This is a genomic window from Rhodovastum atsumiense (genome assembly GCF_937425535.1).
Lineage (GTDB): Bacteria > Pseudomonadota > Alphaproteobacteria > Acetobacterales > Acetobacteraceae > Rhodovastum > Rhodovastum atsumiense.
Map to the genome: position 1 here is coordinate 1,327,895 of NZ_OW485601.1, position 21,018 is coordinate 1,348,912.

Sequence of the window (21,018 nt, forward strand, 5' to 3'; positions counted from 1 at the left end):
TCCCTAGCCATGGCAGGCACACCAGGCAAGTTTTATACACGCCTTGGGCGTTGGGAAAATGGCAGTCTGATCCGGCCGTTTCACAAAATTGCGCATGCTCCCCAGGATACCGTCGCGTGGCACTCTGACCATTTCTGAACGGCACTATCGGGGATTGATCCAATACGTTTAGGACAAGAGCGATGTCGGTTCCCTGCTATTCCCCCAGCCAATCCGCCGTACGGTCTTCGCAGTTGACGGCCTTCATCCGCCACTGCAGTAAGGCGACCGGGCAGAAGTTCGCCACGTACCAGGACTTCGATCGGTTCGCCGTGAACGATTACTGCGCCTTCTGGCACAACTTCCTCACCTGGTCGGCGCCCCTCATCGCCGGAGAGGCCGAGCCGGTCTGCACAGAAGATGACATTGAACATGCGCTCTTTTTCCCTCGACTTGCACTGAATTATGCAGAAAATCTGTTGGCCGGTGAGGATTCTGCCCTCGCCATCATCGCCTGCCATGCCGGTCGTCCAGCCGAGCGAATCACCCGTGGCGATTTGCGGCAACGCGTGCAACGTGCAGCCGCTGGACTTTCCGAGCTTGGCGTCGGTGCTGGCGACCGCGTGGTCGCAATTGCCTACAACGATGCGGATGCCGTCATCGCCTGCCTCGCGGCCGCCACGCTCGGCGCGACGTTTTCAGCCGCCGCCCCGGATATGGGGGCGCATGCAATACTCAATCGCTTTGGCCAGTTGGCACCGGTGGTATTGTTTGCTCACACCGAGCAACGCCCGGGGAACCGTCTGAATGAAACCTTGGCCGATGTCGTTGCCGGATTGCCGTCGCTGCGTGCCGTGGTCGCGCTTGGCGATAGTGAACCGCCATCGCTCGGCAACTCCCCTGTCTACCGCTTGGTTGATCTGATCGCATGCAGCGAACCACTCGTAGCTTGGGAAAAATTCGCTTTCAACCATCCTTTGTTCATCATGTTTTCATCCGGGACCACCGGAGCGCCGAAATGCATCATTCATGGCGCCGGAGGGACCCTGCTTGAGCATTTGAAGGAACATCGGCTGCATTGCGATCTGCGCGCAGGCGAGCGGATGTTTTTCCAGACTTCCTGCGCATGGATGATGTGGAACTGGCTGCTGACGGCATTGGCAAGCCGCGTCACCATTGTCCTGTATGATGGACCCGTCGACCATCCAAGGACACTGTGGAGCATCGTCGCCGAACACGATGTCGACGTTTTTGGTACCAGTCCTGCATTTCTCAGACTTTGCCAATCCGCTGAATGGTCGCCGATCGAACGGCACGTGTTGAACAGGCTGCGCGCGGTGCTCAGCACCGGAGCCGTTCTGCACGACGTACAATTTGATTGGGTTCTGCAGCACGTGAAGCGTGTGCCGTTGCAGTCAATTTCCGGAGGCACCGATATCATCGGCTGCTTCGTGTTGGGCAATCCCAATCTACCGGTCTGGCGCGGTGAAGCACAATGCCGCAGCCTGGCCCTGGCCGTGGATGCGGCTGGCGCCGAACCAGGCGAGGTCGGGGAGTTGGTCTGCCGCACGCCGTTTCCATCGCGCCCGCTCGGCTTTTTCGGTGACAGTGACGGCAGCCGCTTCCATGATGCCTATTTCAGCCAGAATCCAGGCATTTGGACTCATGGTGATCGCATCTCTTTGACGCCGCACGGCTCCGCACGCCTCCACGGGCGCAGTGACGGCGTGCTGAACGTGCGGGGCCTTCGCCTTGGCACTGCGGAAATCTATTCAGCACTGCAGGATATTCCCGAGTTGCTCGAAACCATGGTCGTCGAGCAGGAGATGCCCGATACCACGGTTGGCAGCCGCATCGTTCTCCTTGCCGTGCTGCGGCCCGAAGCGTCACTCACCAGCGATCTCTCGCTTCGGATCCGTCGGCATATCGCTCAGCGCATCGCTGCTGCCTTTGTCCCCGCGGTGATCCTGGATGTTGCCAGCCTGCCCACGACCCATAGCGGCAAGCCATCGGAAGCGGCGGCACGTGATGCGGTCAACGGGCGGCAGGCACGCAATCGGGCGGCATTGCGCAATCCAGAGTGTCTTGACGCAATCGCTGGCCATTCACGCCTGCACCCCAGCTTTGCCGGAAATCCGGAAGACCGTCGCGATCGGACGACGGAGGAAGCCCTTCAGGATATCTGGTCGCGAGCCTTCGGTCTGGAAGACATCGGTCTGAATGATGACTTTTTCGATCTTGGCGGGGATTCATTGCTTGCCGTGCAGGTCTGTACGGGAATTGAAAAGGTCTTCGGCTATGATGTGCCGATCGGGACCTTGCTGCGTGCCAGCACCATTGCCGCGCTTGCCCGGGTGATTGACGAAGGCATCGTCTGGCAGGGTGACTCGCCAATGGTGACCCTGCGTGAAGGCTCCGGTCGCCCGCTGTTCTTGCTGCACAGCATGTCCGGCAACGTCTTCGAATGGCAACCTTTGGTAGCGCGGTTGAAGTCCGACAGGCCCATTGAGGCTATCCAGGCCCGCGGATTGAATCCAGCTGCTACACCTTGCGATTCCATCGAAGCGATGGCCGAAGATTATGTGACCTTGATTCGCGCCCGGCAGCAAAAGGGTCCTTACTCGCTGCTCGGTTTTTCGATGGGCGGGCTGCTGGCCTATGAAATCGCGCTGCAACTGTTGAAGATGGGTGAGACAGTGGAGTTCGTCGGGCTGATCGACACCGACGTGCAGGATGGTGCTTTGCCATTCGCCGAAAAATGGCGGTTCCGTCGCGATCGACTCCTCGACATCGGCGCCAGAATAGCAGCGATGCACGCAGCCGGTGGAATCGGCAGAATTTGGCAGCGCGTCCGGCATGGATTGATCCAGGCACCCGTTGCCCTGGATGGCCCGCCGGGTAAAGAGGGACTGGAACTACCGCCGCTCCTGCACCGGGTGCGTGTGGCCTGCGCCCAGGCATGGGCAAAATATGACCCCCCGCATTATCCCGGAGAGGTTGTGCTTTTCTACGCACTGGAGCGCCGCCCGCGCTACGCTGATCCTTTGCCGGCCTGGCGCCAACGTGTGGCCGATTTGCGTGTGATCAACATCCCGGCCGGGCACTGGACTATTATGACAGAGCCTAACGTTGCCGCCCTTGCGAATGAAATCAACGTCTGCTTGCGTGATGGAGCCATTGCTCCGGAAGAATCCGTTGCATCGAATGCCTCTCATGAGCTCCAAGCAACCGGAGCATAATTCCAGAGCTGGCTGACCACGAAAGATTCATGGGGTTTGTATCGCTACCATCTCTTTCTCGATGACGTGCCGGTCGCCGCAGGCCAACCGATCGGTGAGATCGAAGACACTGACCTGACAGTGTTGGTCCCGGCAGCGACCGGTAGCGTAGATGTAGGCGACGTCAGATGGCGTAGCGCCTACAGCAGACTGGCATGGCGGTGGCATACGACTTCCACCGCCGCCTCAGCCCGAAGACCTCTTGAGGCTTTGCTCAGCCGATGCTGCAGGCCGGACTCAGCCCAGTTGGGTCAAGCCTCGAACTGCCGGGAACTGGCCGCCGGAGCCCGGCGCGATCGTGGCGCAGCATCGAACGGGGCTTGAAGAGGAAGGAACGGTTTAGATCGCAACAAGCACTGCTTTGCTGGAAGCATTCTCCAATGAGGCAATACGTTCCGAATACAGATCGTTCTGCCCAATTATGATTAACCGCCGCAGGCTCACCTCATCAGATACGGGGGAGGACCACCGACGGAGCAGTCAGGCGGTCTGCAGATTCTCAGCAAGGGCCTCCTGGAGATACAGCCGGACAACCTGTTTGATGTCCGCCATGTCCACCTTCGTCGCCAACGCTCGCTCCCACGCCTGATCCAACAGCCCCGCCCGATGTTCGGCTTCCCGGAAATGCCGGGTCAGAAGGCTCATCACGAGTTCCCCCTTGAGAGGGCGGGGGAGCCTACGACGGTACCGGTATAAGGCTCCCGATCACGTGATGTGGAGTGCTTGTGGAGCAGTGGCAGGCACGCTTCAGCCTCCAGTCGAGCCGGAGCCAGAAAAATCCAGCGATGCCAGGAGGTTACGCCATGAATGGCTGGGGGACTAGGATTCGAACCTAGATAAAACGAGTCAGAGTCGTTTGTCCTACCGTTGAACGATCCCCCAACGGCGGCGGTGGCCCCTATCTAGTGGGGCGGCCTGCGCCTGTCAAACCCCCATCAATGCCACCTGCGGAGCATCAACGGTGTGAAATCATGCTTGAAGCGGGGCGGTTTGCGCGGGAACAATGGGACGGAGCATGCGGAAGGCCCCTCTGCGTATGGTCGAGACATCCGCACACGTCCTGGCTGGCATCGCGCGAACACCTTCCCCGGTTTTCGCTGCGTTGGATCTTGGCACCAATAATTGCCGGCTCCTGGTAGGGGCCCCCGCCGGCGACGGGTTTCGCGTCCTCGACAGCTTCAGCCGCATCGTCCGCCTCGGCGAAGGACTGCACCGTACCGGCCGCCTCAGCCCCGACGCGATGGAACGCGCCATGGCCGCTCTGCATGGCTGCGCTGCCCGCCTCGCACGCCGCCCCGTCCGCGCTGTCCGCGCCATCGCCACCGAGGCCTGCCGCCGCGCCGATAACGGGGCGGAGTTCCTCGACCGCGTGCGCAAGGAAACCGGACTTGCCATCGACGTCATCACCAGCCGGGAAGAAGCGGAACTCGCGCTGGAAAGTTGCTCCCCGCTGCTGCGCAGCGGCGGCCGTCGCGCCCTGCTGTTCGACATCGGCGGCGGCTCGACCGAACTGGCCTGGGTGCGCCTGCCCGACTCCGGCCGCCCGGAACTGATCGGCTATGTCTCCCTGCCGGTGGGCGTGGTGACCCTGGCCGAACGCTTCGCCGGCAGCGCCGACGACCCGTCCTGCTTTCACGCCATGGTCGACGATGTCGCCGACCGGCTGCGCCCTTTTGAATCAGTGCATTGCATCGGCCACGAGATCCGCCAGGGCGGGGTGCGCTTCCTGGGTACCTCCGGCACGGTCACCACCCTCGCCGGCATCGCCCTCGACCTCCCCCGCTACAGCCGCCCCGCCGTGGACGGGGCCGTGCTTTCGCGCGCCGCCGCCACCAGCGCGCTCGACCGGCTGCGCACGCTCGGCCGCGCCGGGCTGGCCGCGCATCCCTGCGTCGGGCCGGAACGAGCCGACTTCGTGCTGCCCGGCTGCGCCATCTTCGCCGCCATCCATGCGCTCTGGCCGGCACCCGAGATCGTCGTGGCCGATCGCGGGCTGCGCGAGGGCATGCTGCTGCGGCTGATCCGCGGTGAACGCGGGCGCGGACCGCGCCCCTGCCGCGGCGGCCTCTCCCCTTTCCCCCCGCCGCGCGGCACCTTAAAAGCCAGGGCCTGACATGACAGCACAATCCGGAAAGGGGGCCTCCCCCACAGGGGGCGGACAGCGCGGCCTGTCCGTACGCCTGCGCACCGCGCGCGGGCGCAGCCCGGCCTCGCAGCACTGGCTCGCACGCCAGCTCAACGACCCCTATGTCGCCGCGGCCAAGGCCCAGGGCTGGCGCTCGCGCGCGGCCTTCAAGCTGATCGAGCTCGACGATCGCTTCCACCTCATCCGCAAGGGCATGCGCGTGCTCGACCTCGGCGCGGCCCCTGGCGGATGGAGCCAGGTGGCGGTGCAACGCGGCGCCGGCACGGTGATGGGGCTCGACCTGCTGCCGATCGACCCCGTACCCGGGGCCAGCTTCCTGCTCGGCGACTTCAACGACCCGGAAATGCCGGCCCGGCTGCAGACCCTGCTGGAGGGCCAGGCCGACCTGGTGCTCTCCGACATGGCTCCCAACACCACCGGACATGCCGCCACCGATCACCTGCGCATCGTGGCGCTGGCGGAACTGGCGCTCGACTTCGCGCTGCAGGTGCTGGCGCCCGGCGGCGGGTTCGTCGCGAAGGTGTTCCAGGGCGGTGCCGAGAAGCAGTTGCTGGCGCCGATGAAACAGGCCTTCGCGACCGTGCGGCACGCCAAGCCGGCGGCCAGTCGCAAGGAAAGCAGCGAGCTCTACGTGGTGGCGACCGGCTTCAGGGGCTGAACGGCGTCCCCCCGGGCCGGGACAGCGCCTGAGGCCATGCCGCAGCGGCATGGCCTCAGGGAAACCCCTGATTGGGCCGGGCGCTCCCCTTCGGGCATCCGCGCCACGGGCGGGGAGGCATGCGCTCAGGTCGGTCGTCGCCCCGATCAGACGCCATGCCAGTGTGCTTGCGCCCCTTGGGCACGCAGTCTATGTGGAAGCGCCAAGGTCGCGCGCCCACGCGACATCGGACGTGCCGATGGATCTCCGGGCGCTCATTGCGAAAGGTCCGGCCATGGCCCCCTCCGATTCCCCTTCCGGCGCGGTATCCGTTGCGCATCCTGATGGCCAGGAACTGGCACACCTGAAAATCGCCGAGGCGCTCGCCTTCGACGACGTGCTGGTCGTTCCGGCCTATTCCCAGGTGCTGCCCTCGGCGACCAATACACGCACCCGGTTCACCCGCGACATCTCCCTGAACATCCCGCTGGTCTCCTCGGCCATGGACACCGTCACCGAGGGCGGGATGGCCATCGCCATGGCGCAGCATGGCGGCATCGGCGTGATCCACAAGAACCTCGACATCGAGGAACAGGCCGCCCAGGTGCGCCGGGTGAAGAAGTATGAATCGGGCATGGTGGTGAACCCCGTCACCATCCACCCCGACCAGACCCTGGCCGACGCTCGCGCCCTGATGGAGAACCACCGCATCAGCGGCATCCCCGTGGTCGAGCGCGGCACCGGCCGGCTGGTCGGCATCCTGACCAACCGCGACGTGCGCTTCGCCACCGACCCGGCGGTCAAGGTGTACGAGCTGATGACGCGGGAGAACCTGATCACCGTCAGCCACGGCACCGACGCCGAGCAGGCCCGCCGCCTGCTGCACCGGCACCGCATCGAGAAATTGCTGGTGGTGGACGACGCCTATCGCTGCGTCGGGCTGATCACCGTCAAGGACATGGACAAGGCGCAGGCCCACCCGCTCTCCAACAAGGACGAGATGGGCCGGCTGCGCGTCGCCGCCGCGACCGGCGTGGGCGAGGACGGCTACGAACGCGCCCGCGCGCTGATCGCCGCCGAGGTGGACGTGATCGTGGTCGACACCGCGCATGGCCACTCCGCCGGCGTGCTCGCCGCGGTCGAGCGGATCAAGCATTTCTCCAACTCCGTGCAGGTGGTCGCCGGCAACGTCGCCACGCCGGAAGGCGCGCTGGCCCTGATCGAGGCCGGCGCCGACGCGATCAAGATCGGCATCGGCCCGGGCAGCATCTGCACCACCCGCGTGGTGGCCGGCGTGGGCGTGCCGCAGTTCACCGCCGTGCTGGAAACCTCCGCCGCCTGCCGCGCCCACGACGTGCCCGCGATCGCCGATGGCGGCATCCGCACCTCGGGCGACATCGTCAAGGCGATCGGCGCCGGCGCCGACGCGGTGATGGTGGGCAGCATGCTTGCCGGCACCGACGAAGCCCCCGGCGAGGTCTTCCTCTACCAGGGGCGATCCTACAAGTCGTACCGGGGCATGGGATCGATCGGCGCCATGGCCCGCGGCTCGGCCGACCGCTATTTCCAGCAGGAAATCAAGGACTCGTTGAAACTGGTGCCCGAAGGCATCGAAGGCCGCGTGCCCTACAAGGGCCCCGTCTCGGTGGTGCTGCACCAGATGGTCGGCGGCCTGCGGGCGGGCATGGGCTATACCGGCAGCGCCAGCGTCGGCGACCTGCAGTGCAATGCCCGCTTCCGCCGCATCACCGGCGCGGGCCTGCGCGAGAGCCACGTGCATGACGTCGCGATCACCCGCGAGGCACCGAACTACCGGCAGGAGACCTGATGGGCCTGCGCGCCGTCGTCTTCGACGCCTACGGTACGCTGCTTGACGTGCACTCGGCGATGGCGCGCCACGCGCCACGCCTGGGTGCGCAGTGGCAGGCACTGTCGGCGGAGTGGCGCAGCAAGCAGCTTGAATATACCTGGGTGCGCAGCCTGGCCGGGCCCACACACCACCAGGACTTCGCGCAGGCAACCGACAGGGCGCTGGATTTCGTGGCCGCACGCCACGGCATCGACGACCCGGCGCTGCTTGCCGATCTGCGGGCAGCCTATCGCAGCCTCTCCGCTTATCCGGAAGTGCCCGGGGTCCTGGCGGCATTGCGGGCGAAGGGGCTCGGCCGCGCCATCCTCTCCAACGGCACCCCCGCCATGCTGGCCGAGGCCGTGCGCGCCGCCGGGCTGGACGGCGCGCTCGATGCCGTGCTGAGCGTGGAAAGCGTCGGGGTGTTCAAGCCGGATCCCCGTGTCTATCGGCTTGCCGCCGAGCGGCTTGGCCACCCCACCGGGGCGATGGGATTTGCCTCGTCCAACGCCTGGGACGCGTTCGGGGCACGGGCGGCCGGGTTCCATGTGTTCTGGATCAACCGCTCGGGCCAGCCCGACGAGTACGGCCTGCGCGGCACTGTCTGTGAACTGCCCGACCTTGCGGCGCTGCCGGAGAAATTGCTGACGTGACACGATACGTGCCGGGGCGCTGCCCCGGACCCTGCCAGGAGGCTTTGCCTCCTGGACCTCCACCAAGGGCCGAAGGCCCTTGGAACCCGGTTTCCGTGGAAGTACCCGCCCGGTGACGCCCGCAGCCCGTATCGCCGCCGCCATCGACCTGGTGGCCGAAATCGAGGCGGCGCCGCGCAAGCCGGCCGATGCCGTCGCCAACGATTTCTTCCGCAGCCGCCGCTATATCGGCAGCAGCGACCGCCGCACCATCTCAGACCGCGCCTGGCGCGTGCTGCGCGCACGCAGGCGCCTGGAATGGTGGCTGCGCCGCGCCGGGGCGAGACCGGCGCCGCGACTGCTGGTGGCGGCCTCGCTGCTGCTGGAAGGCTGGACCTTCAGCGGCGTGACCCAGAGCTTCTCGGGCGGACAGTTCGCCCCCTCCCCGCTCATCGCCGCCGAGAGCGCGGTGCTGCACCCGTTGGAAGGCCACACCCTCGACCATCCGGAGATGCCGGAGGCGGTGCGGCTGGAAGTGCCGGACTGGATCCTGCCCCATCTGCGGCAACGCTTCGGCCACGACCTTGCCGCCGAACTGGCGGCGATGGCGGGCGAGGCCCCCCTCGACCTGCGCGTCAACCTGCTCAAGGGCACGCGGGACGCGGCACGGCAGGCGCTGGCCGCCGAAGGCATCGAGGCGGAGCCGACCCCCCTTTCGCCCTGGGGACTGCGCATCGCCGGACGGCGGCCGGTCTCCACCGGACCGGCGTTCCAGGGGGGGCTGGTCGAGATCCAGGACGAGGGCAGCCAGTTGGTGGCGGCGATGGTCGGCGCCGCCCCGGGCATGCGGGTGGTCGACTGGTGCGCGGGCGCCGGCGGCAAGACCCTGGCGCTGGCGATGAGCATGGACAACCGCGGCCACGTCACGGCCTGCGACGTCTCGGCGCACCGACTCGAAGGGGCGGTGCGGCGGCTGCGCCGGGCGGGCGTGCACAACGTGGAACGCCACCTCGTCGAACCGGGCGACAAATGGGCCAAGCGCCGCGCCGGCAGCATCGATCGCGTCCTGGTGGACGCGCCCTGCACCGGCACGGGCACATGGCGCCGCAATCCGGATGCGCGGTTGCGATTGCAGGAAAACGATCTCGCGGAATTGCGCCCGAAACAGGCCGCCATCCTGGCAACGGCGGCCGGTCTGGTTCGCAAGGGCGGCCGGCTGGTCTACGCTACCTGCTCGGTGTTGCCCGAGGAGAACGAGGAACAGTTGCGCGCATTCCTGTCCGCTCATTCCGACTTCACCCTCGTTCCACTGGCCGACGCCTGGGCGCTGCCCGGACCGCCGCCGGGGCCAGGTCCTTATCTGGCGCTGACGCCACGCAGCCATGGGACCGACGGGTTCTTCGCCGCCGTGCTGGAGCGAACGGCGTGATCGCCGTCCGCCGGGCGCGCGTGGCTGATGCCGCCGCGATCGGCGCAGTGCACGTCGCGGCCTGGCGGAGCGCCTATGCGGGCATCCTGCCCAACGACTATCTCGCCGGATTATCGGCCCGCCGGCAGGCCGCGTACTACGAATCCGCCATCCGCGGTGGCCTGGGGGTGCATGTCGGCACCGCCTCGGGCACGGATGCGATCCCGCCGGGGGGGCCGGCCCGGGTGATCGGCTTCGTCACCGGTGGGCATGCGCGGCAGGGTGGCGCCACGCTCGGCGAAGGCGAGATCGAGACGCTCTACGTCCTGGACGACTGGCGCGATCGCGGGCTCGGGCGACGGCTGGTGCGGGCGGCGGCGGCGCATCTGGTGTCGCTGGGCTGCCGCTCAGCCTTCGTCTGGGTGCTGCGCGACAACCCCAGCCGCTGGTTCTACGAAAGGCTGGGCGGACGCGTCGCGGCGGAGGCCCCCATCCAGGTCGCGGGCATCCCGCTGATGCAGACGGCGTATGTGTGGCCTTCGATCGAGAAACTGGAACAGTCGGCCTCCTCGGCAAGCTGATCTCCCCTGTTGGCCCGGGGCGGAGGGTGGGCCGGCATGGCCTGGCCTGACAATGGATCGGGCCGGAAAACACGGGTCGTGCGCGGGTTCCCGGCGCTATGTCGAGGTTGTCCCGTAGCTGCCTTGCGCTCAAATCCTTGCGTCTTGACGCGGTCCGTGCTGCAAGGCCGCGCACCGTGACCCACAGGTGCATCTCATGACCGACTCCGCCCCCACGATCGACGGGACCAGCACGGCGGACCGCGTTCTCATCCTGGATTTCGGCAGCCAGGTGACGCAGTTGATCGCCCGCCGCCTGCGCGAAAGCGGCGTCTATTGCGAGATCGTACCCTATAACGTCGATCCGGCGCGCATCCGCAGCTTCAACCCGCGCGCGTTCATCCTCTCCGGTGGCCCCGCCAGCGTCACCGACGGCAACGCGCCGCGTGCGCCGCAGGAGGTATTCGAGGCCGGGCTGCCGATCCTGGGCATCTGCTACGGCGAGCAGCTCATGTGCACCCAGCTCGGCGGCGAGGTGCAGGGCTCCGATCTGCGCGAATTCGGCCGGGCCTGGCTCGACGTCAAGGAACCCTGCGCGCTGTTCCGCGGGATCTGGTCGCCTGGCGCGCGCGAGCAGGTGTGGATGAGCCATGGCGACCGGGTGACGCGCCTGCCGCCCGGCTTCCGTGCGGTTGCGACCAGCGAAGGCGCTCCCTTCGCCGCCATCGCCGACGACCACCGCCGTTTCTATGGGGTGCAGTTCCATCCGGAGGTCGTGCACACCCCGCACGGGGCGCAATTGCTGCGCAATTTCACCCATTCGATCGCCGGCTGCAGCGGCACCTGGACCATGGCCGGGTTCCGCGCCAGCCAGATCCGCCGCATCCGCGAGCAGGTCGGCGACGGCCGGGTCATCTGCGGGCTGTCCGGCGGCGTCGATTCCTCGGTCGCCGCGGTGCTGATCCACGAGGCGATCGGCGAGCAGCTCACCTGCATCTTCGTCGATCACGGCCTGCTGCGCGCGGGCGAGGCCGAGGCGGTCGCGCGCACCTTCCGCGACCGCTTCAACATCCGCCTCGTGCACCGCGACGCCTCCGACCTGTTCCTCTCGGCGCTCGAGGGCGTCACCGACCCCGAGGTCAAGCGCAAGACCATCGGCCGGCTGTTCATCGACGTGTTCGACGAGGAAGCGCACAAGCTCGGCGGGGCGGATTTCCTGGCCCAGGGCACGCTCTACCCCGACGTGATCGAAAGCGTCAGCTTCACCGGCGGACCGAGCGTCACCATCAAGAGCCACCACAACGTCGGCGGCCTGCCCGAGCGCATGCGCATGCGCCTGGTGGAACCGCTGCGCGAGCTGTTCAAGGACGAGGTGCGCGCGCTCGGGCGTGAGCTCGGCGTGCCCGACGACATCGTCGGCCGCCACCCCTTCCCCGGCCCCGGGCTCGCCATCCGCATCCCCGGCGCGATCACGCGCGAGAAGCTGGAGATGCTGCGCCGGGCCGATGCGATCTATCTGGAAGAGATCCGCAGCGCCGGGCTGTACGACGCGATCTGGCAGGCCTTCGCGGTGCTGCTGCCGGTGCGCACGGTGGGGGTGATGGGCGACGGGCGGACCTACGACCATGCCTGCGCGCTGCGTGCGGTCACCAGCACCGACGGCATGACGGCCGATGTCTATCCCTTCGACATGGGCTTCCTCACCCGCGTCGCCAACCGCATCGTCAACGAGGTGCGCGGCATCAACCGCGTCACCTACGACATCACCAGCAAGCCGCCCGGCACCATCGAGTGGGAATGACATGACCCTGCCAGCCTGTTCGGGGCCATTTGTCCCGAACAGGCTGTTGGTGCGGCGATCATCCTGCCCGTTCCCGACACCATCAGCCGGCATGAGTGTCACCGGCTGATGATCGCACGCGCGACCCGCCCGAAGGCGGTGCGCGTGATTGCCACACAATGACATCCAACCAGCGTCCCGCTGTTGTTCAGCTTCGTGTGTTGCCGCGCATGGGCCGGAGATAGCGCTTCAGCTCGGCGTAGAGCGCCGTCATGGCAGCCTGCACAAGGGCCGACGACCTGAGATCGGGATGCGTGACCAGCCAAACCTCCATCTTGTGGTGGAGCCCAGGCAGCACGCGGATGAGGTCTGGCTCCCGCCCGGCGAGCGGCTCCTGCACGATGCCAACGCCCAGGCCCGCACGTACGGCCGCGATTTGCGCCACATCGCTGTCGGTCGCCAGAACGAGGCTCCGGCTGAAGCGTGTCGCGTCGATCTCCAGGGCGTCAGCCAAGGTCCGGCGACGATCCTGACCGATGAGGTTCGGCGCATCGAGCAGGTGTTCCAGCGAGGACGGAGCACCGTGCCGGTCGATCCAGCTTTTATGAGCATAGAAGCCGACTTTGATCGTCCCGGCACGCCGCGCGATAAGGCTTTTCTGCCGTGGACGCACCATGCGTATGGCGAGATCCGCGTCGCGCCGGAGGATATCCGTTTCGCTGTCCGACAGGATCAGTTCGAACGCCAGGCCGGGATGAAGGGTGCGAAGGCGCGCCAGCATCGGGGGCAGCACCTCGGTTCCCATGACCTCGCTCGCCGCCAGGCGAACCGTTCCCTGCACGCTGCCCACGCGCTCGCTCGCCAGACGCGCAATGGCGCCGATCGAGGCTTCGATCCGGGCGACCTCCGGCAATATCCGTTCGGCGAGCGCCGTCGGGATCAACCCGCGGGTCGATCGTGTGAACAGCCGGCCTCCTAACTGTTGCTCCAGTTCTTCCAAATGGCGACGGGCTGTCGGATGCGTGATGGCGAGCCTCCGCGCCGCCGCCGACAGGCTGCCGCTCCGGGCGATTTCCAGAAAACTGCGGTAGAGGCCCCAGTCCATGGTGGTCCACTTGATAAAAATTCGTACAGCAAATGAACCAAATGAATTAATTTCGTTCAAGTTCGAGGCGGGACATGGTGCTGCCACGACCAGAGGATTTCCCATGTCCCGACCGGTTTCGACCCGTTTGTCACCAGATGCCGCTTCGCACGCATCGGCAGGCGGTGTGCTGGTGTTGCTGCGCCTTGAGAATCTTGCGCTGGCGGTCGCGGCCGTCCTGACCTTCCGCGCAACCGGCGGCACGTGGGGGCTGTTTGCCGCTGTCTTCTTGCTGCCCGATCTTTCCATGGTCGGCTATCTCGCCGGCCCGGCGACAGGCGCGCACGGCTACAATCTCGCGCACACCTATATCGCCCCCTCCTTGCTCGCCGCACTGGGCTGGGCGGCCGGAAACATCGTGTGGCTGCAAATCGCGCTGATCTGGGGCGCCCATATCGGCGTCGATCGGGCGCTCGGCTTCGGACTGAAATATACGACCAGCTTCGCCGCAACCCATCTCGGACAGCTCAAGCGGCACAGCTGAACACGCCGATTTCCTTCATTCCATCTTTTGATCATGGAATGATATGGTGGACAGCCCGTCCTTCCCGCCGGAGTTATGGGATGCTCCAGCAGTCGAAGGGACCACCTCCGCGTCGGCATTACGGCAGCAGCCGATCCCGCAATGGTCCGGATGTGTATTTCTGAACGGCATATCTGGCGTGTTGTGCATGACCTGGACAACCGAATGGACGACGACAGCGATCGGGCCGCATGGTGCGGGCGGCGGGTTGGTTGGCTGATCACGTCGGTGGCGCTGCATGGCGCGACCCTGGCGGCGCTGATCGCATTTCCGGGCGACGCGCCGCGGCACACATGGCCGGCGCCGATGGCGGTGACACTCGCCATGCTGCCTGCGGTGGCGGATGGCGTGCCGCCCGACGACGCCGCGGCAGATGCAACCACCCGCGGGCAGCCACCCGAGGCGGCGCCCCGCCCGGCGACGGAAGCGCCGGACAGAGCCGCCGGGCTGGCGGCTCCCTCGCAGCCAATGGCGATCCCACCGGCAGCGCCCCCACAGGCACAGCCGGCGCCGCCCCCCGCGCGGCCGCCCAGGCCCTCGCCTTCCCCACGCCCCATGCCGGCCCCGTCCGCGGCGCGACCGGGACCACCGCCGTCACGACCGATGTCCCCGGGCAGCGCCGTGTCCGGCCCGGATGCAGCCACCGCGACAGAGCCGCCGCCCCCCTCCCCCGCCCTCGCGCCGGCAACCATCAGCGGCATCTGGGCAGCCGCGGTCGCGGCCTGGGTGCAACGGCATAAATCCTATCCGGAGGAAGCGCGCCGCAATGGCCAGGAAGGCCGCGCCACAGTGCGGATAACCATCCGCCGCGACGGCACGGTGCTGGAAGCCGCGTTGCTGCAGGCGACCGGCGCGGACGTGCTCGACCATGCCGTGATGACGATGCTGCGGGGCGCGCGGCTGCCCCCCTTCCCGGACGGGATGCCGCAACCGCAGGTCAGCGTGACGATACCGATCGCCTACATGCTGGGGCGCTGATCACCCCCGGCGTCTCGTCGCCGACGGCGCGGCGGGATCGCTGCGCCAGCCGCGGGGATCGACGTTTGGTCCCTCGCGCGGAAACGTCGCCTCCCGGGCGGCCATTTCGGCGAGGATCATGTTCAGCTCCATCTCCGAGGGATCACGCCCGCGCCTGTCGCGAAACCACGTCGTCACCGCCTCGATCGAGAATGGATAGCCTTCAACCGGAATGTCCATGGCTGGCTCCTCCGGCTTCCCCAACTTCGGGAAGGAGAAGGAGTTGCCGCTCAGGCGGCGACGCGCAGCGCCGGTCCGGGTTCGAGGACGTAGCTCTCCACTCCCCGCGGCGTCAGCATCAGCCCATCGACCCCGGCCACGCAGCCCTCGCCCTCGCGTGTCAGGTAGCCGATCACCTCCGCCCCGCGCACCAGCCCGGCCGCCACGGCGAGCAGTTCGCGCGGGCTCGACACGCTGAGCCGGCTATGGGCGGCATCCCAGCGCCGATCCATCCCCGGACGCAGCATGTCCTGGGATTTGCCCGGCAGCGTATCCCAGTGCTCGGACCCAAGCCCGTCGATCATCGATTCCACCATCGCCCGTCCCGATCCCTGGGCGATGATGACGGTGCGCCCGGCTTTCCAGGCCGTCTCCCACGGACCGCCCAGGCGGGAGGCGAAATGCAGCCGGTTGCCGATGCCGCGCCACAGCCGCAGGGCCAGCAACGTCGGCACGCCGGTGACCGGGCAGCACAGGCCGACGGTCAGGAACAGCTCGGCATGCCGCCAGTCCCGCGCCAGCGCGCCGGTGACCGCACGGCCGCACAACTCCGGCGCCGCCCGCAGCACCGCTTCCAGCTTCGGCCGGCCCGCGAGCACAGGCAGCGCCATGGCCCAGGCAGCACTGCCGCGGGCCGTCACCGCTTCGGCGTCATGGCAGCCCGGGGCGGCCTCGATCTCGGCCAGCAGCCGCTGCAGCCCTTCGCCGGGCGTGAGACCATCATGGCAGGCCCGTGCCAGCACATGCTCGGCAACCTCGGCCAGAACCTCTTCATCCTGCGCCGGCGGGCCCTCGAGCGGTTGCTGCAGCGCCATCAGCACCGCCTCGGCCAGTTGCTCCGGCCCCTCGGCGGCGGCGGCAAGCGCGCGCTCGATGCGCAGCGCCAGCCGCGAGACCGGCAGGCCGAACACGGCGAACGGGCCGGAAGCCATCATCGCCGCCGGAATCGCGCCGCGCAGCGGAATGATCTTCACGTCCTGGCCGGTCGAGCGGGCATCGGGACCACGGAAGACATGACGGTCGCTGGCCATGGCCAGTCCGTAGCCATTCACGACGGCGACCTGGATAGTCATTGCGGCCTCGATGCATTACTCACGAACCCGTGAAGTATACTCACATTCTATTTTTTGCATCAACAAAAATCACGATACCGCGACTTTTCAACTTACTCTCTTGCATGTCAGATATCATCTTGCCCCGGTGCGCATTCGCGCCACGGACGGCCGCACCCGACAGGCACGATGGCAGAGTCCGAGGCGTCGTCTTTCGGCGCGAGAGCTGCGCTTCGCCTCCGTTCGAAAGGGATTATTCGGCTACCGTTACCGGGCAGGGCCAGGGACGCATTGTCGCCAACGAGCCCTTTCCGTTATTCGCAGCCCCGGACGAAGGAGCTTTCCCCCGAATTACACCAGGATTTCCTACGAAATTCCGAGACAAGGCAAGCTCAACCCCTGCTTTTTTCAGAAGAATTCAATGATATTTGCAAGGTTACCTTTGCTGTGTTGCAGGGTTAATCTTGCAGTGACGCACAAATACCTGTAGTTTGTTTTTGTTTTTTCCTGGAGAGAGTCGTGGTTGATACACGCTCGTTCCTAAGGACGTGGGAAGTCTGCAGCACGTGCGAGGCGCGGCACGTGGGATTCTGCGCCAGCCTCGGCACCCACGAGATCACGGAATTCGCTGCCCTCAGGAAAGCGCACCGCCACTTCCCGGGCGGACACGAACTTTACGTCCAGGGCGAGAAATGCCCGAGCTACTTCATTGTCCTCGATGGCTGGGTCGGGCTGCGGGTGGTGCTGGAAAACGGCTCGGGACACATGCCCGACGTCGCCCTGCGCGGAGGCCTGCTCGGCGCCTGTCCGGGCCCGGACAGCGTCATGAGCCACACCGCCTGCTGCCTCGGCCCGGTCAGTGCCTGCATCGTCTCGCGCGAGGCGCTCGACGGCGCCGCCGCGGCCGACCCGCGCATCGCCCGGCGGCTGACCGAGCTGATGGCTTGCCGGGAAGGCCGCATCACCAGCCATTTCGCCAGTGCGACCGGGCGCTCCGCCCGGGAACGGATCGCCTGCCTGCTGTTCGAACTGTTCTACCGGGTGACCGGACGCACCCCGCTTCATCCCGGGGAAGCGATCGAGATCCCGCTGACGCTGTCACACATCGCCGAGGCGACTGGGCTGACGGCCGTCCATGTCAACCGCATGGTCCGGCAGTTGCGGGAACAGCAGGTCCTGCATTTCATCCGCCACCGGTTACAGGTGCTCGACCCGGCCGCCTTCGCCAGGGTGGCACAGTTCGATACCGACCCGGCCTATTTCCTGGACGAGGGCCTGCGCCCGGAAGCCGGGATGGACCTTGCCCGCCCCGGCTTCACCGGCATGGCGCAGCCGCCGCGGCACTGGCTCGGGCAGGACGAGGTCATGCCGGCGGCAGGGCGCTGAATCCGGAATACGTCGTCAAAGGCACGACCGGCGGCATGCCCCTTTGCCGGCCTACCGCCCTGCCCACGGCATGATCGGCACCGTCGAGATGGAGTTCTTGGGCGAGCCTTCCACGACCTTGTCAGAATAGCTCAAATAAACCAGCGTGTTGTTCGGCTTGTCATAGAAACGCACCACCTGCAGGGTCTTGAACAGCCAGGACCGGTTCTCCTTGAAGACATCCTCGCCATCGCTGATCCGGCCGTTGATCGAAATCGGGCCGACCTGACGGCAGGCGATCGCGGCATCCGAGGTGTCCTCGGCGAGGCCGACCGCCCCCTTCATCCCCCCGGTCCGCGCCCGGCTGACATGGCAGACCACGCCATCCACCTTGGGATCCTTGAAGCTGTCGATACAGATCTTGTCGTTCAGCAATCCCAGGCCACGGAACGTGGTGGAAACGCATCCGACCTCCTCGGCCCGGGCGCTGCCCGCGGCAAGGATGACGAGGCTGGAGAGCAGGAAAAGTCTGCGCATGGTCTGACCGATTCCTTTCGCGATGGCAGCGGCGTGGGCGGGCACACGCGGCTTTTGCGGCCTGATCGTCCCCGCCCCCGAAGGGTTCGTGTTCCTCCAAGAATTGTAACGCGCCGAAGGACGGCGTGGCAGACGGGACCGACACCGCCCCGTGCCCCGGCATGATAAACCCGAACCCCGACGGGATCCGGGCTCGCCGACCGACCATGTCCCCGCCCATGTCCCCGGGGGGGGGCACGCGGTCGCATGATCGCGCCGCCACGGTGCCGAAGACGCTTGCGCCGGATTCATGTTCTCTTTATGTTCCATTCATCGGGACCCAGGCAATGGGACAGGGAGACAGAGCCAATGATCGAGCAACGGGATCGCGACATGGGCCATCGCGAGTGGGCTGTCTGGGCCCTTGGGCTGCTCTGCGGCCTCGGTACCGCCGCCGCGGAGGATGCCCTGGTGTTGCCACTCGGTGTGGCCCTTGCCGGCGTTCTCGGCCTTCCGCTCGCGGTGATCGTGGTGCGACGGCTGTGCCTGTCCCGCCGCCGCGCGCTGGTGTGGCAGGACATATCCTGGCACGTCCAACGCTGAGCGCCCGCGTGGAGGGTCGGAGGGAGGACCGGCCCAGGATGCCGCCGGTCGCCATCCGTCCCACGCCCCCTCCGACGTCATTCAGCCAGCCGATCTGATCAGAGCATTTTCCCGGGGTCTTGGAACCCCGATGGACATCCCAGGTACCGTTCGCCCTCGCCCACCGCCTCGGTGCCCCTTCCGCCTGCGAAGCTGATGGCCGGGGCCCTCGCATCGCACCGGGCAGATGGCCGTTCGCGTACAAATGTACATGCTATTTGCCGTGGCCTGCGTGCGAGGCTATCAAGGCACCATGTCACTTCGCATCGTTCGCTGGATTGCGGTCGCCCTGACCCTGGCCGTCCTCGGCGCGTGGGGCGCATTTTGGCTTGGCCGTGACGGCATCAACGGTGCCGTGCAGTCGGCTGGCACCATGGCCTCGGCCGTGCAGGTCGGTGGTCCGTTTCAACTGGTTGATCACACGGGCAAGCCGGTCACCGACACCGATTACCGCGGACGCTGGATGCTGGTGTATTTCGGCTACACCTTCTGCCCGGATATCTGTCCGACCGAACTGCAGACCATGGTCACCGCGCTCGGCGAACTCGGTCCGCTGGCCAGCAGGGTGGTGCCTCTCTTCATCACCGTCGACCCCGAGCGGGACACCGCCGCGCACCTGGCCGAATACGTGCAACTGTTTGATGAACGGCTGATCGGCCTGACCGGCACGCCCGCTCAGATCGCCGCTGCGGCGAAGGCGTACAGGGTGTATTACGCCAAGGCGACCCCCAAGGACTCGACCACCTACCTGATGGATCACTCGTCGTTCATCTATCTCATGGGACCGGACGGCACGCTGCGTGCCCTCTTCCGGATGGGAACGAAACCGCAGGAACTGGCTGAAGCCCTCAGGGCGCGAATCACAGCAGGCGGCTGACCCCCTCGGACCACGTCGGGCAGGCTACGTAAGGAACGGACGCAACCGTGAGCGAGAGTGACGAGTCCCTGCGGGAAAACAATACCGGTGGCGCGCCCCGCTACAGCCGGCGCCTGTCCGACAAGATCCTGATCGCGTTTCATCATGCCTGCGACCAGGCCGATCTCGAGGTCGCTGAACAGCTTCTTCACATCCTCGAGAACATGTTGACCCGTCGCCCGTTCACGCCGGAAGGCAACCGTCGGCGCAGCATCGAAAGCCTCGTCGCCGCCCATGAGCGACTCTGGCATCTGCGCCATCCGGAAGACGGCACCGAATAGATCGCCCCCGGCCTGGCCGGAACACCGGCCGGTCCAGCGATGCGACTGTGTCTTAAAAAGACGAATCTCCCCGCCGGTCCATCCCCGCTCAGAAGGCCAGGGCCATGCCATCGCGCAGCACCGCCTCCGCCGCCGCGGTGAAACGGCCATCCGATTCGTGCAGCACCAGGCCCGGCAGCAGCCGGCAGGGCGCACGGCCGCCCTTGATGCCACGCAACAGCATCAGCTTCGCCTCTCGCCCCGCCTTCGGCCAGAGCGGAAACACCGACGCGCTGCCACAACCGGCCACCGCCAGCGCCTGCAGGCAGGCCGGCAGGGCGGCGGCGGCCACCACCAGCGTCAGCGTGCCGCGCGGGCGCAGCGGTGCCGCGAGCCGGGCGGCCCAGAGGCCGAACAGCCCCGGCGCCGCCCGCTTCGCTGCCTCGCGCGCCGAGTCGGGCGAGGCGGTGCCAGTGCCATGCCAGGGCGGGTTGGCGAAGGCATGATCGAACACGCCCTCGGGGCGCAATTCGGCGAGGTCGCCAGCGAGCACGCTGAGCTGGTCGAAACCATTGGCCTCGGCATTGGCGCGCGCCAGGGCGGCCGTGGCCGGGCAGCGTTCCAACCCGACGCCGCGAAGGTCCGGCACGCGCGCGGCCAGGCAGAGCAGCCCCGCGCCGCTGCCCGTGCCCCCTTCCAGCACCCGCTCCCCCGGCCGCGCCGGCACGGCCGCGGCGAGCAGCACCGGCTCGAGTCCGGTGCGATGGCCCTGGCGCGGCTGGATATGGCGCAGGCGTCGGTTGAGCAGATGCCCTTCGGTGACCTCCATCAGGCCTCGCCTGCATCCCGCAGGATGCGCAGGGCTGCGCCCTCGTCCTCCGCCGCCACCGCGAGCCGGCGGGGAATCGCGCCGATACTGCCTTCGACCGCACTCACATGCCCGTCCAGCAGCACGCTTTCAATTCCCGCATCACGCAGCAGCGCGCCGAGAAAACTTAGCCTTACGAGATCGTTGGAGACGATGACGACCCGCATGTTCGACCCACCCATTGCCCACCTGGCCACACTCACGGGAGCAAAGCCTTGAATCAGCTT

20 protein-coding genes, 1 tRNA gene and 1 pseudogene are annotated in these 21,018 nt (G+C 66.8%); 14 read left to right on the plus strand and 8 right to left on the minus strand.

Annotation, left to right across the window (positions count from 1 at the left end):
* Positions 1-182: 182 nt before the first annotated feature.
* Positions 183-3,218 carry an acetoacetate--CoA ligase gene (locus tag NBY65_RS05840; RefSeq protein WP_150038357.1) on the plus strand — a complete coding sequence of 1,012 codons (3,036 nt, stop codon included), beginning with the start codon at positions 183-185 and terminating at the stop codon, positions 3,216-3,218.
* A 519-nt stretch (positions 3,219-3,737) separates the two neighbouring features.
* Here the strand turns inward: NBY65_RS05840 and NBY65_RS05845 are convergent.
* Together NBY65_RS05845 and NBY65_RS05850 are read right to left on the minus strand one after the other, a co-directional pair.
* Positions 3,738-3,947: pseudogene (locus tag NBY65_RS05845) on the minus strand (hypothetical protein); the annotation flags it as partial.
* Between the two features lie 118 nt (positions 3,948-4,065).
* Positions 4,066-4,139: transfer RNA gene (locus NBY65_RS05850), tRNA-Gln, on the minus strand.
* A 220-nt stretch (positions 4,140-4,359) separates the two neighbouring features.
* Here NBY65_RS05850 and NBY65_RS05855 point away from each other — a divergent pair.
* The 7 genes from NBY65_RS05855 to guaA all read left to right on the plus strand — a co-directional run bounded on the left by NBY65_RS05855 (position 4,360) and on the right by guaA (position 12,290).
* Entirely contained in the window at positions 4,360-5,370 is a 1,011-nt protein-coding gene (locus NBY65_RS05855) for a Ppx/GppA phosphatase family protein (protein ID WP_408894637.1), read from the plus strand.
* Between the two features lies 1 nt (position 5,371).
* A complete protein-coding gene (locus NBY65_RS05860; protein WP_150038353.1) occupies positions 5,372-6,061 on the plus strand; it encodes an RlmE family RNA methyltransferase in 690 nt (229 codons plus the stop codon).
* Between the two features lie 274 nt (positions 6,062-6,335).
* The gene (gene guaB, locus NBY65_RS05865) at positions 6,336-7,868 is read left to right on the plus strand and encodes an IMP dehydrogenase (protein WP_150038351.1); all 1,533 of its coding nucleotides are present in this window, start codon (positions 6,336-6,338) and stop codon (positions 7,866-7,868) included.
* Complete coding sequence (locus tag NBY65_RS05870; protein ID WP_150038348.1) at positions 7,868-8,542, plus strand: haloacid dehalogenase type II; 675 nt, start codon at positions 7,868-7,870, stop codon at positions 8,540-8,542. Before guaB ends, NBY65_RS05870 begins: the two co-directional genes overlap by 1 nt.
* A 112-nt stretch (positions 8,543-8,654) precedes the next feature.
* On the plus strand, positions 8,655-9,950 hold the full coding sequence (locus NBY65_RS05875; RefSeq protein WP_150038346.1) for an RsmB/NOP family class I SAM-dependent RNA methyltransferase: 1,296 nt from the start codon (positions 8,655-8,657) through the stop codon (positions 9,948-9,950).
* Positions 9,947-10,510 (plus strand): GNAT family N-acetyltransferase, encoded by a 564-nt coding sequence (locus NBY65_RS05880; RefSeq protein WP_150038345.1) that lies wholly within the window; start codon positions 9,947-9,949, stop codon positions 10,508-10,510. The genes NBY65_RS05875 and NBY65_RS05880 overlap by 4 nt, the downstream gene beginning before the upstream one ends.
* A 196-nt stretch (positions 10,511-10,706) precedes the next feature.
* Complete coding sequence (guaA, locus tag NBY65_RS05885; RefSeq protein ID WP_150038343.1) at positions 10,707-12,290, plus strand: glutamine-hydrolyzing GMP synthase; 1,584 nt, start codon at positions 10,707-10,709, stop codon at positions 12,288-12,290.
* A 187-nt stretch (positions 12,291-12,477) separates the two neighbouring features.
* Here guaA and NBY65_RS05890 read toward each other — a convergent pair whose 3' ends face one another.
* Positions 12,478-13,374 (minus strand): LysR family transcriptional regulator, encoded by an 897-nt coding sequence (locus tag NBY65_RS05890; RefSeq protein WP_162530341.1) that lies wholly within the window; start codon positions 13,372-13,374, stop codon positions 12,478-12,480.
* Between the two features lie 103 nt (positions 13,375-13,477).
* Between NBY65_RS05890 and NBY65_RS05895 the strand changes: the two genes are divergently transcribed.
* Both NBY65_RS05895 and NBY65_RS05900 read left to right on the plus strand, forming a co-directional pair.
* Positions 13,478-13,897: a DUF4260 domain-containing protein gene (locus tag NBY65_RS05895; RefSeq protein WP_150038339.1), complete on the plus strand. Its 420-nt coding sequence runs from the start codon at positions 13,478-13,480 to the stop codon at positions 13,895-13,897.
* 204 nt (positions 13,898-14,101) lie between these two features.
* Entirely contained in the window at positions 14,102-14,914 is an 813-nt protein-coding gene (locus NBY65_RS05900; RefSeq protein ID WP_150038337.1) for an energy transducer TonB, read from the plus strand.
* Here the strand turns inward: NBY65_RS05900 and NBY65_RS05905 are convergent, their stop codons facing one another.
* Complete coding sequence (locus tag NBY65_RS05905) at positions 14,915-15,133, minus strand: hypothetical protein (protein ID WP_150038335.1); 219 nt, start codon at positions 15,131-15,133, stop codon at positions 14,915-14,917.
* Positions 15,134-15,183: 50 nt separating this feature from the next.
* Positions 15,184-16,245 (minus strand): hypothetical protein, encoded by a 1,062-nt coding sequence (locus tag NBY65_RS05910; RefSeq protein ID WP_150038332.1) that lies wholly within the window; start codon positions 16,243-16,245, stop codon positions 15,184-15,186.
* 561 nt (positions 16,246-16,806) lie between these two features.
* On the opposite strand from NBY65_RS05910, the gene NBY65_RS05915 reads away from it, so the two are divergent.
* The gene (locus NBY65_RS05915) at positions 16,807-17,610 is read left to right on the plus strand and encodes a Crp/Fnr family transcriptional regulator (protein ID WP_150038330.1); all 804 of its coding nucleotides are present in this window, start codon (positions 16,807-16,809) and stop codon (positions 17,608-17,610) included.
* Positions 17,611-17,661: 51 nt separating this feature from the next.
* Here NBY65_RS05915 and NBY65_RS05920 read toward each other — a convergent pair whose 3' ends face one another.
* Entirely contained in the window at positions 17,662-18,126 is a 465-nt protein-coding gene (locus NBY65_RS05920; RefSeq protein ID WP_150038328.1) for a CreA family protein, read from the minus strand.
* 348 nt (positions 18,127-18,474) lie between these two features.
* Here NBY65_RS05920 and NBY65_RS05925 point away from each other — a divergent pair, with 348 nt between their 5' ends.
* From NBY65_RS05925 to NBY65_RS05935, 3 genes are all read left to right on the plus strand, one after another.
* Positions 18,475-18,708 carry a hypothetical protein gene (locus tag NBY65_RS05925; RefSeq protein WP_150038326.1) on the plus strand — a complete coding sequence of 78 codons (234 nt, stop codon included), beginning with the start codon at positions 18,475-18,477 and terminating at the stop codon, positions 18,706-18,708.
* 292 nt (positions 18,709-19,000) lie between these two features.
* The gene (locus NBY65_RS05930; protein ID WP_150038324.1) at positions 19,001-19,624 is read left to right on the plus strand and encodes an SCO family protein; all 624 of its coding nucleotides are present in this window, start codon (positions 19,001-19,003) and stop codon (positions 19,622-19,624) included.
* 47 nt (positions 19,625-19,671) lie between these two features.
* Positions 19,672-19,944 (plus strand): hypothetical protein, encoded by a 273-nt coding sequence (locus NBY65_RS05935; protein ID WP_150038322.1) that lies wholly within the window; start codon positions 19,672-19,674, stop codon positions 19,942-19,944.
* Positions 19,945-20,032: 88 nt separating this feature from the next.
* On the opposite strand, the gene NBY65_RS05940 is transcribed toward NBY65_RS05935, so the two are convergent.
* Both NBY65_RS05940 and NBY65_RS05945 read right to left on the minus strand, forming a co-directional pair.
* The gene (locus tag NBY65_RS05940; RefSeq protein WP_150038320.1) at positions 20,033-20,752 is read right to left on the minus strand and encodes a tRNA1(Val) (adenine(37)-N6)-methyltransferase; all 720 of its coding nucleotides are present in this window, start codon (positions 20,750-20,752) and stop codon (positions 20,033-20,035) included.
* Complete coding sequence (locus NBY65_RS05945; RefSeq protein WP_150038318.1) at positions 20,752-20,958, minus strand: putative signal transducing protein; 207 nt, start codon at positions 20,956-20,958, stop codon at positions 20,752-20,754. The genes NBY65_RS05940 and NBY65_RS05945 overlap by 1 nt, the downstream gene beginning before the upstream one ends.
* Between the last annotated feature and the right edge of the window lie 60 nt (positions 20,959-21,018).

Bases quoted from the DNA above. Each gene is read 5' to 3' on its own strand.
- NBY65_RS05870 (WP_150038348.1), top strand. From the start codon at position 7,868: ATGGGCCTGCGCGCCGTCGTCTTCGACGCCTACGGTACGCTGCTTGAC.
- NBY65_RS05945 (WP_150038318.1), bottom strand. From the start codon at position 20,958: ATGCGGGTCGTCATCGTCTCCAACGATCTCGTAAGGCTAAGTTTTCTC.
- NBY65_RS05910 (WP_150038332.1), bottom strand. From the start codon at position 16,245: ATGACTATCCAGGTCGCCGTCGTGAATGGCTACGGACTGGCCATGGCC.
- NBY65_RS05900 (WP_150038337.1), top strand. From the start codon at position 14,102: ATGGACGACGACAGCGATCGGGCCGCATGGTGCGGGCGGCGGGTTGGT.
- NBY65_RS05930 (WP_150038324.1), top strand. From the start codon at position 19,001: ATGTCACTTCGCATCGTTCGCTGGATTGCGGTCGCCCTGACCCTGGCC.
- NBY65_RS05905 (WP_150038335.1), bottom strand. From the start codon at position 15,133: ATGGACATTCCGGTTGAAGGCTATCCATTCTCGATCGAGGCGGTGACG.
- NBY65_RS05895 (WP_150038339.1), top strand. From the start codon at position 13,478: ATGTCCCGACCGGTTTCGACCCGTTTGTCACCAGATGCCGCTTCGCAC.
- NBY65_RS05860 (WP_150038353.1), top strand. From the start codon at position 5,372: ATGACAGCACAATCCGGAAAGGGGGCCTCCCCCACAGGGGGCGGACAG.
- NBY65_RS05840 (WP_150038357.1), top strand. From the start codon at position 183: ATGTCGGTTCCCTGCTATTCCCCCAGCCAATCCGCCGTACGGTCTTCG.
- guaB (WP_150038351.1), top strand. From the start codon at position 6,336: ATGGCCCCCTCCGATTCCCCTTCCGGCGCGGTATCCGTTGCGCATCCT.
- NBY65_RS05925 (WP_150038326.1), top strand. From the start codon at position 18,475: ATGATCGAGCAACGGGATCGCGACATGGGCCATCGCGAGTGGGCTGTC.
- NBY65_RS05940 (WP_150038320.1), bottom strand. From the start codon at position 20,752: ATGGAGGTCACCGAAGGGCATCTGCTCAACCGACGCCTGCGCCATATC.
- guaA (WP_150038343.1), top strand. From the start codon at position 10,707: ATGACCGACTCCGCCCCCACGATCGACGGGACCAGCACGGCGGACCGC.
- NBY65_RS05920 (WP_150038328.1), bottom strand. From the start codon at position 18,126: ATGCGCAGACTTTTCCTGCTCTCCAGCCTCGTCATCCTTGCCGCGGGC.
- NBY65_RS05890 (WP_162530341.1), bottom strand. From the start codon at position 13,374: ATGGACTGGGGCCTCTACCGCAGTTTTCTGGAAATCGCCCGGAGCGGC.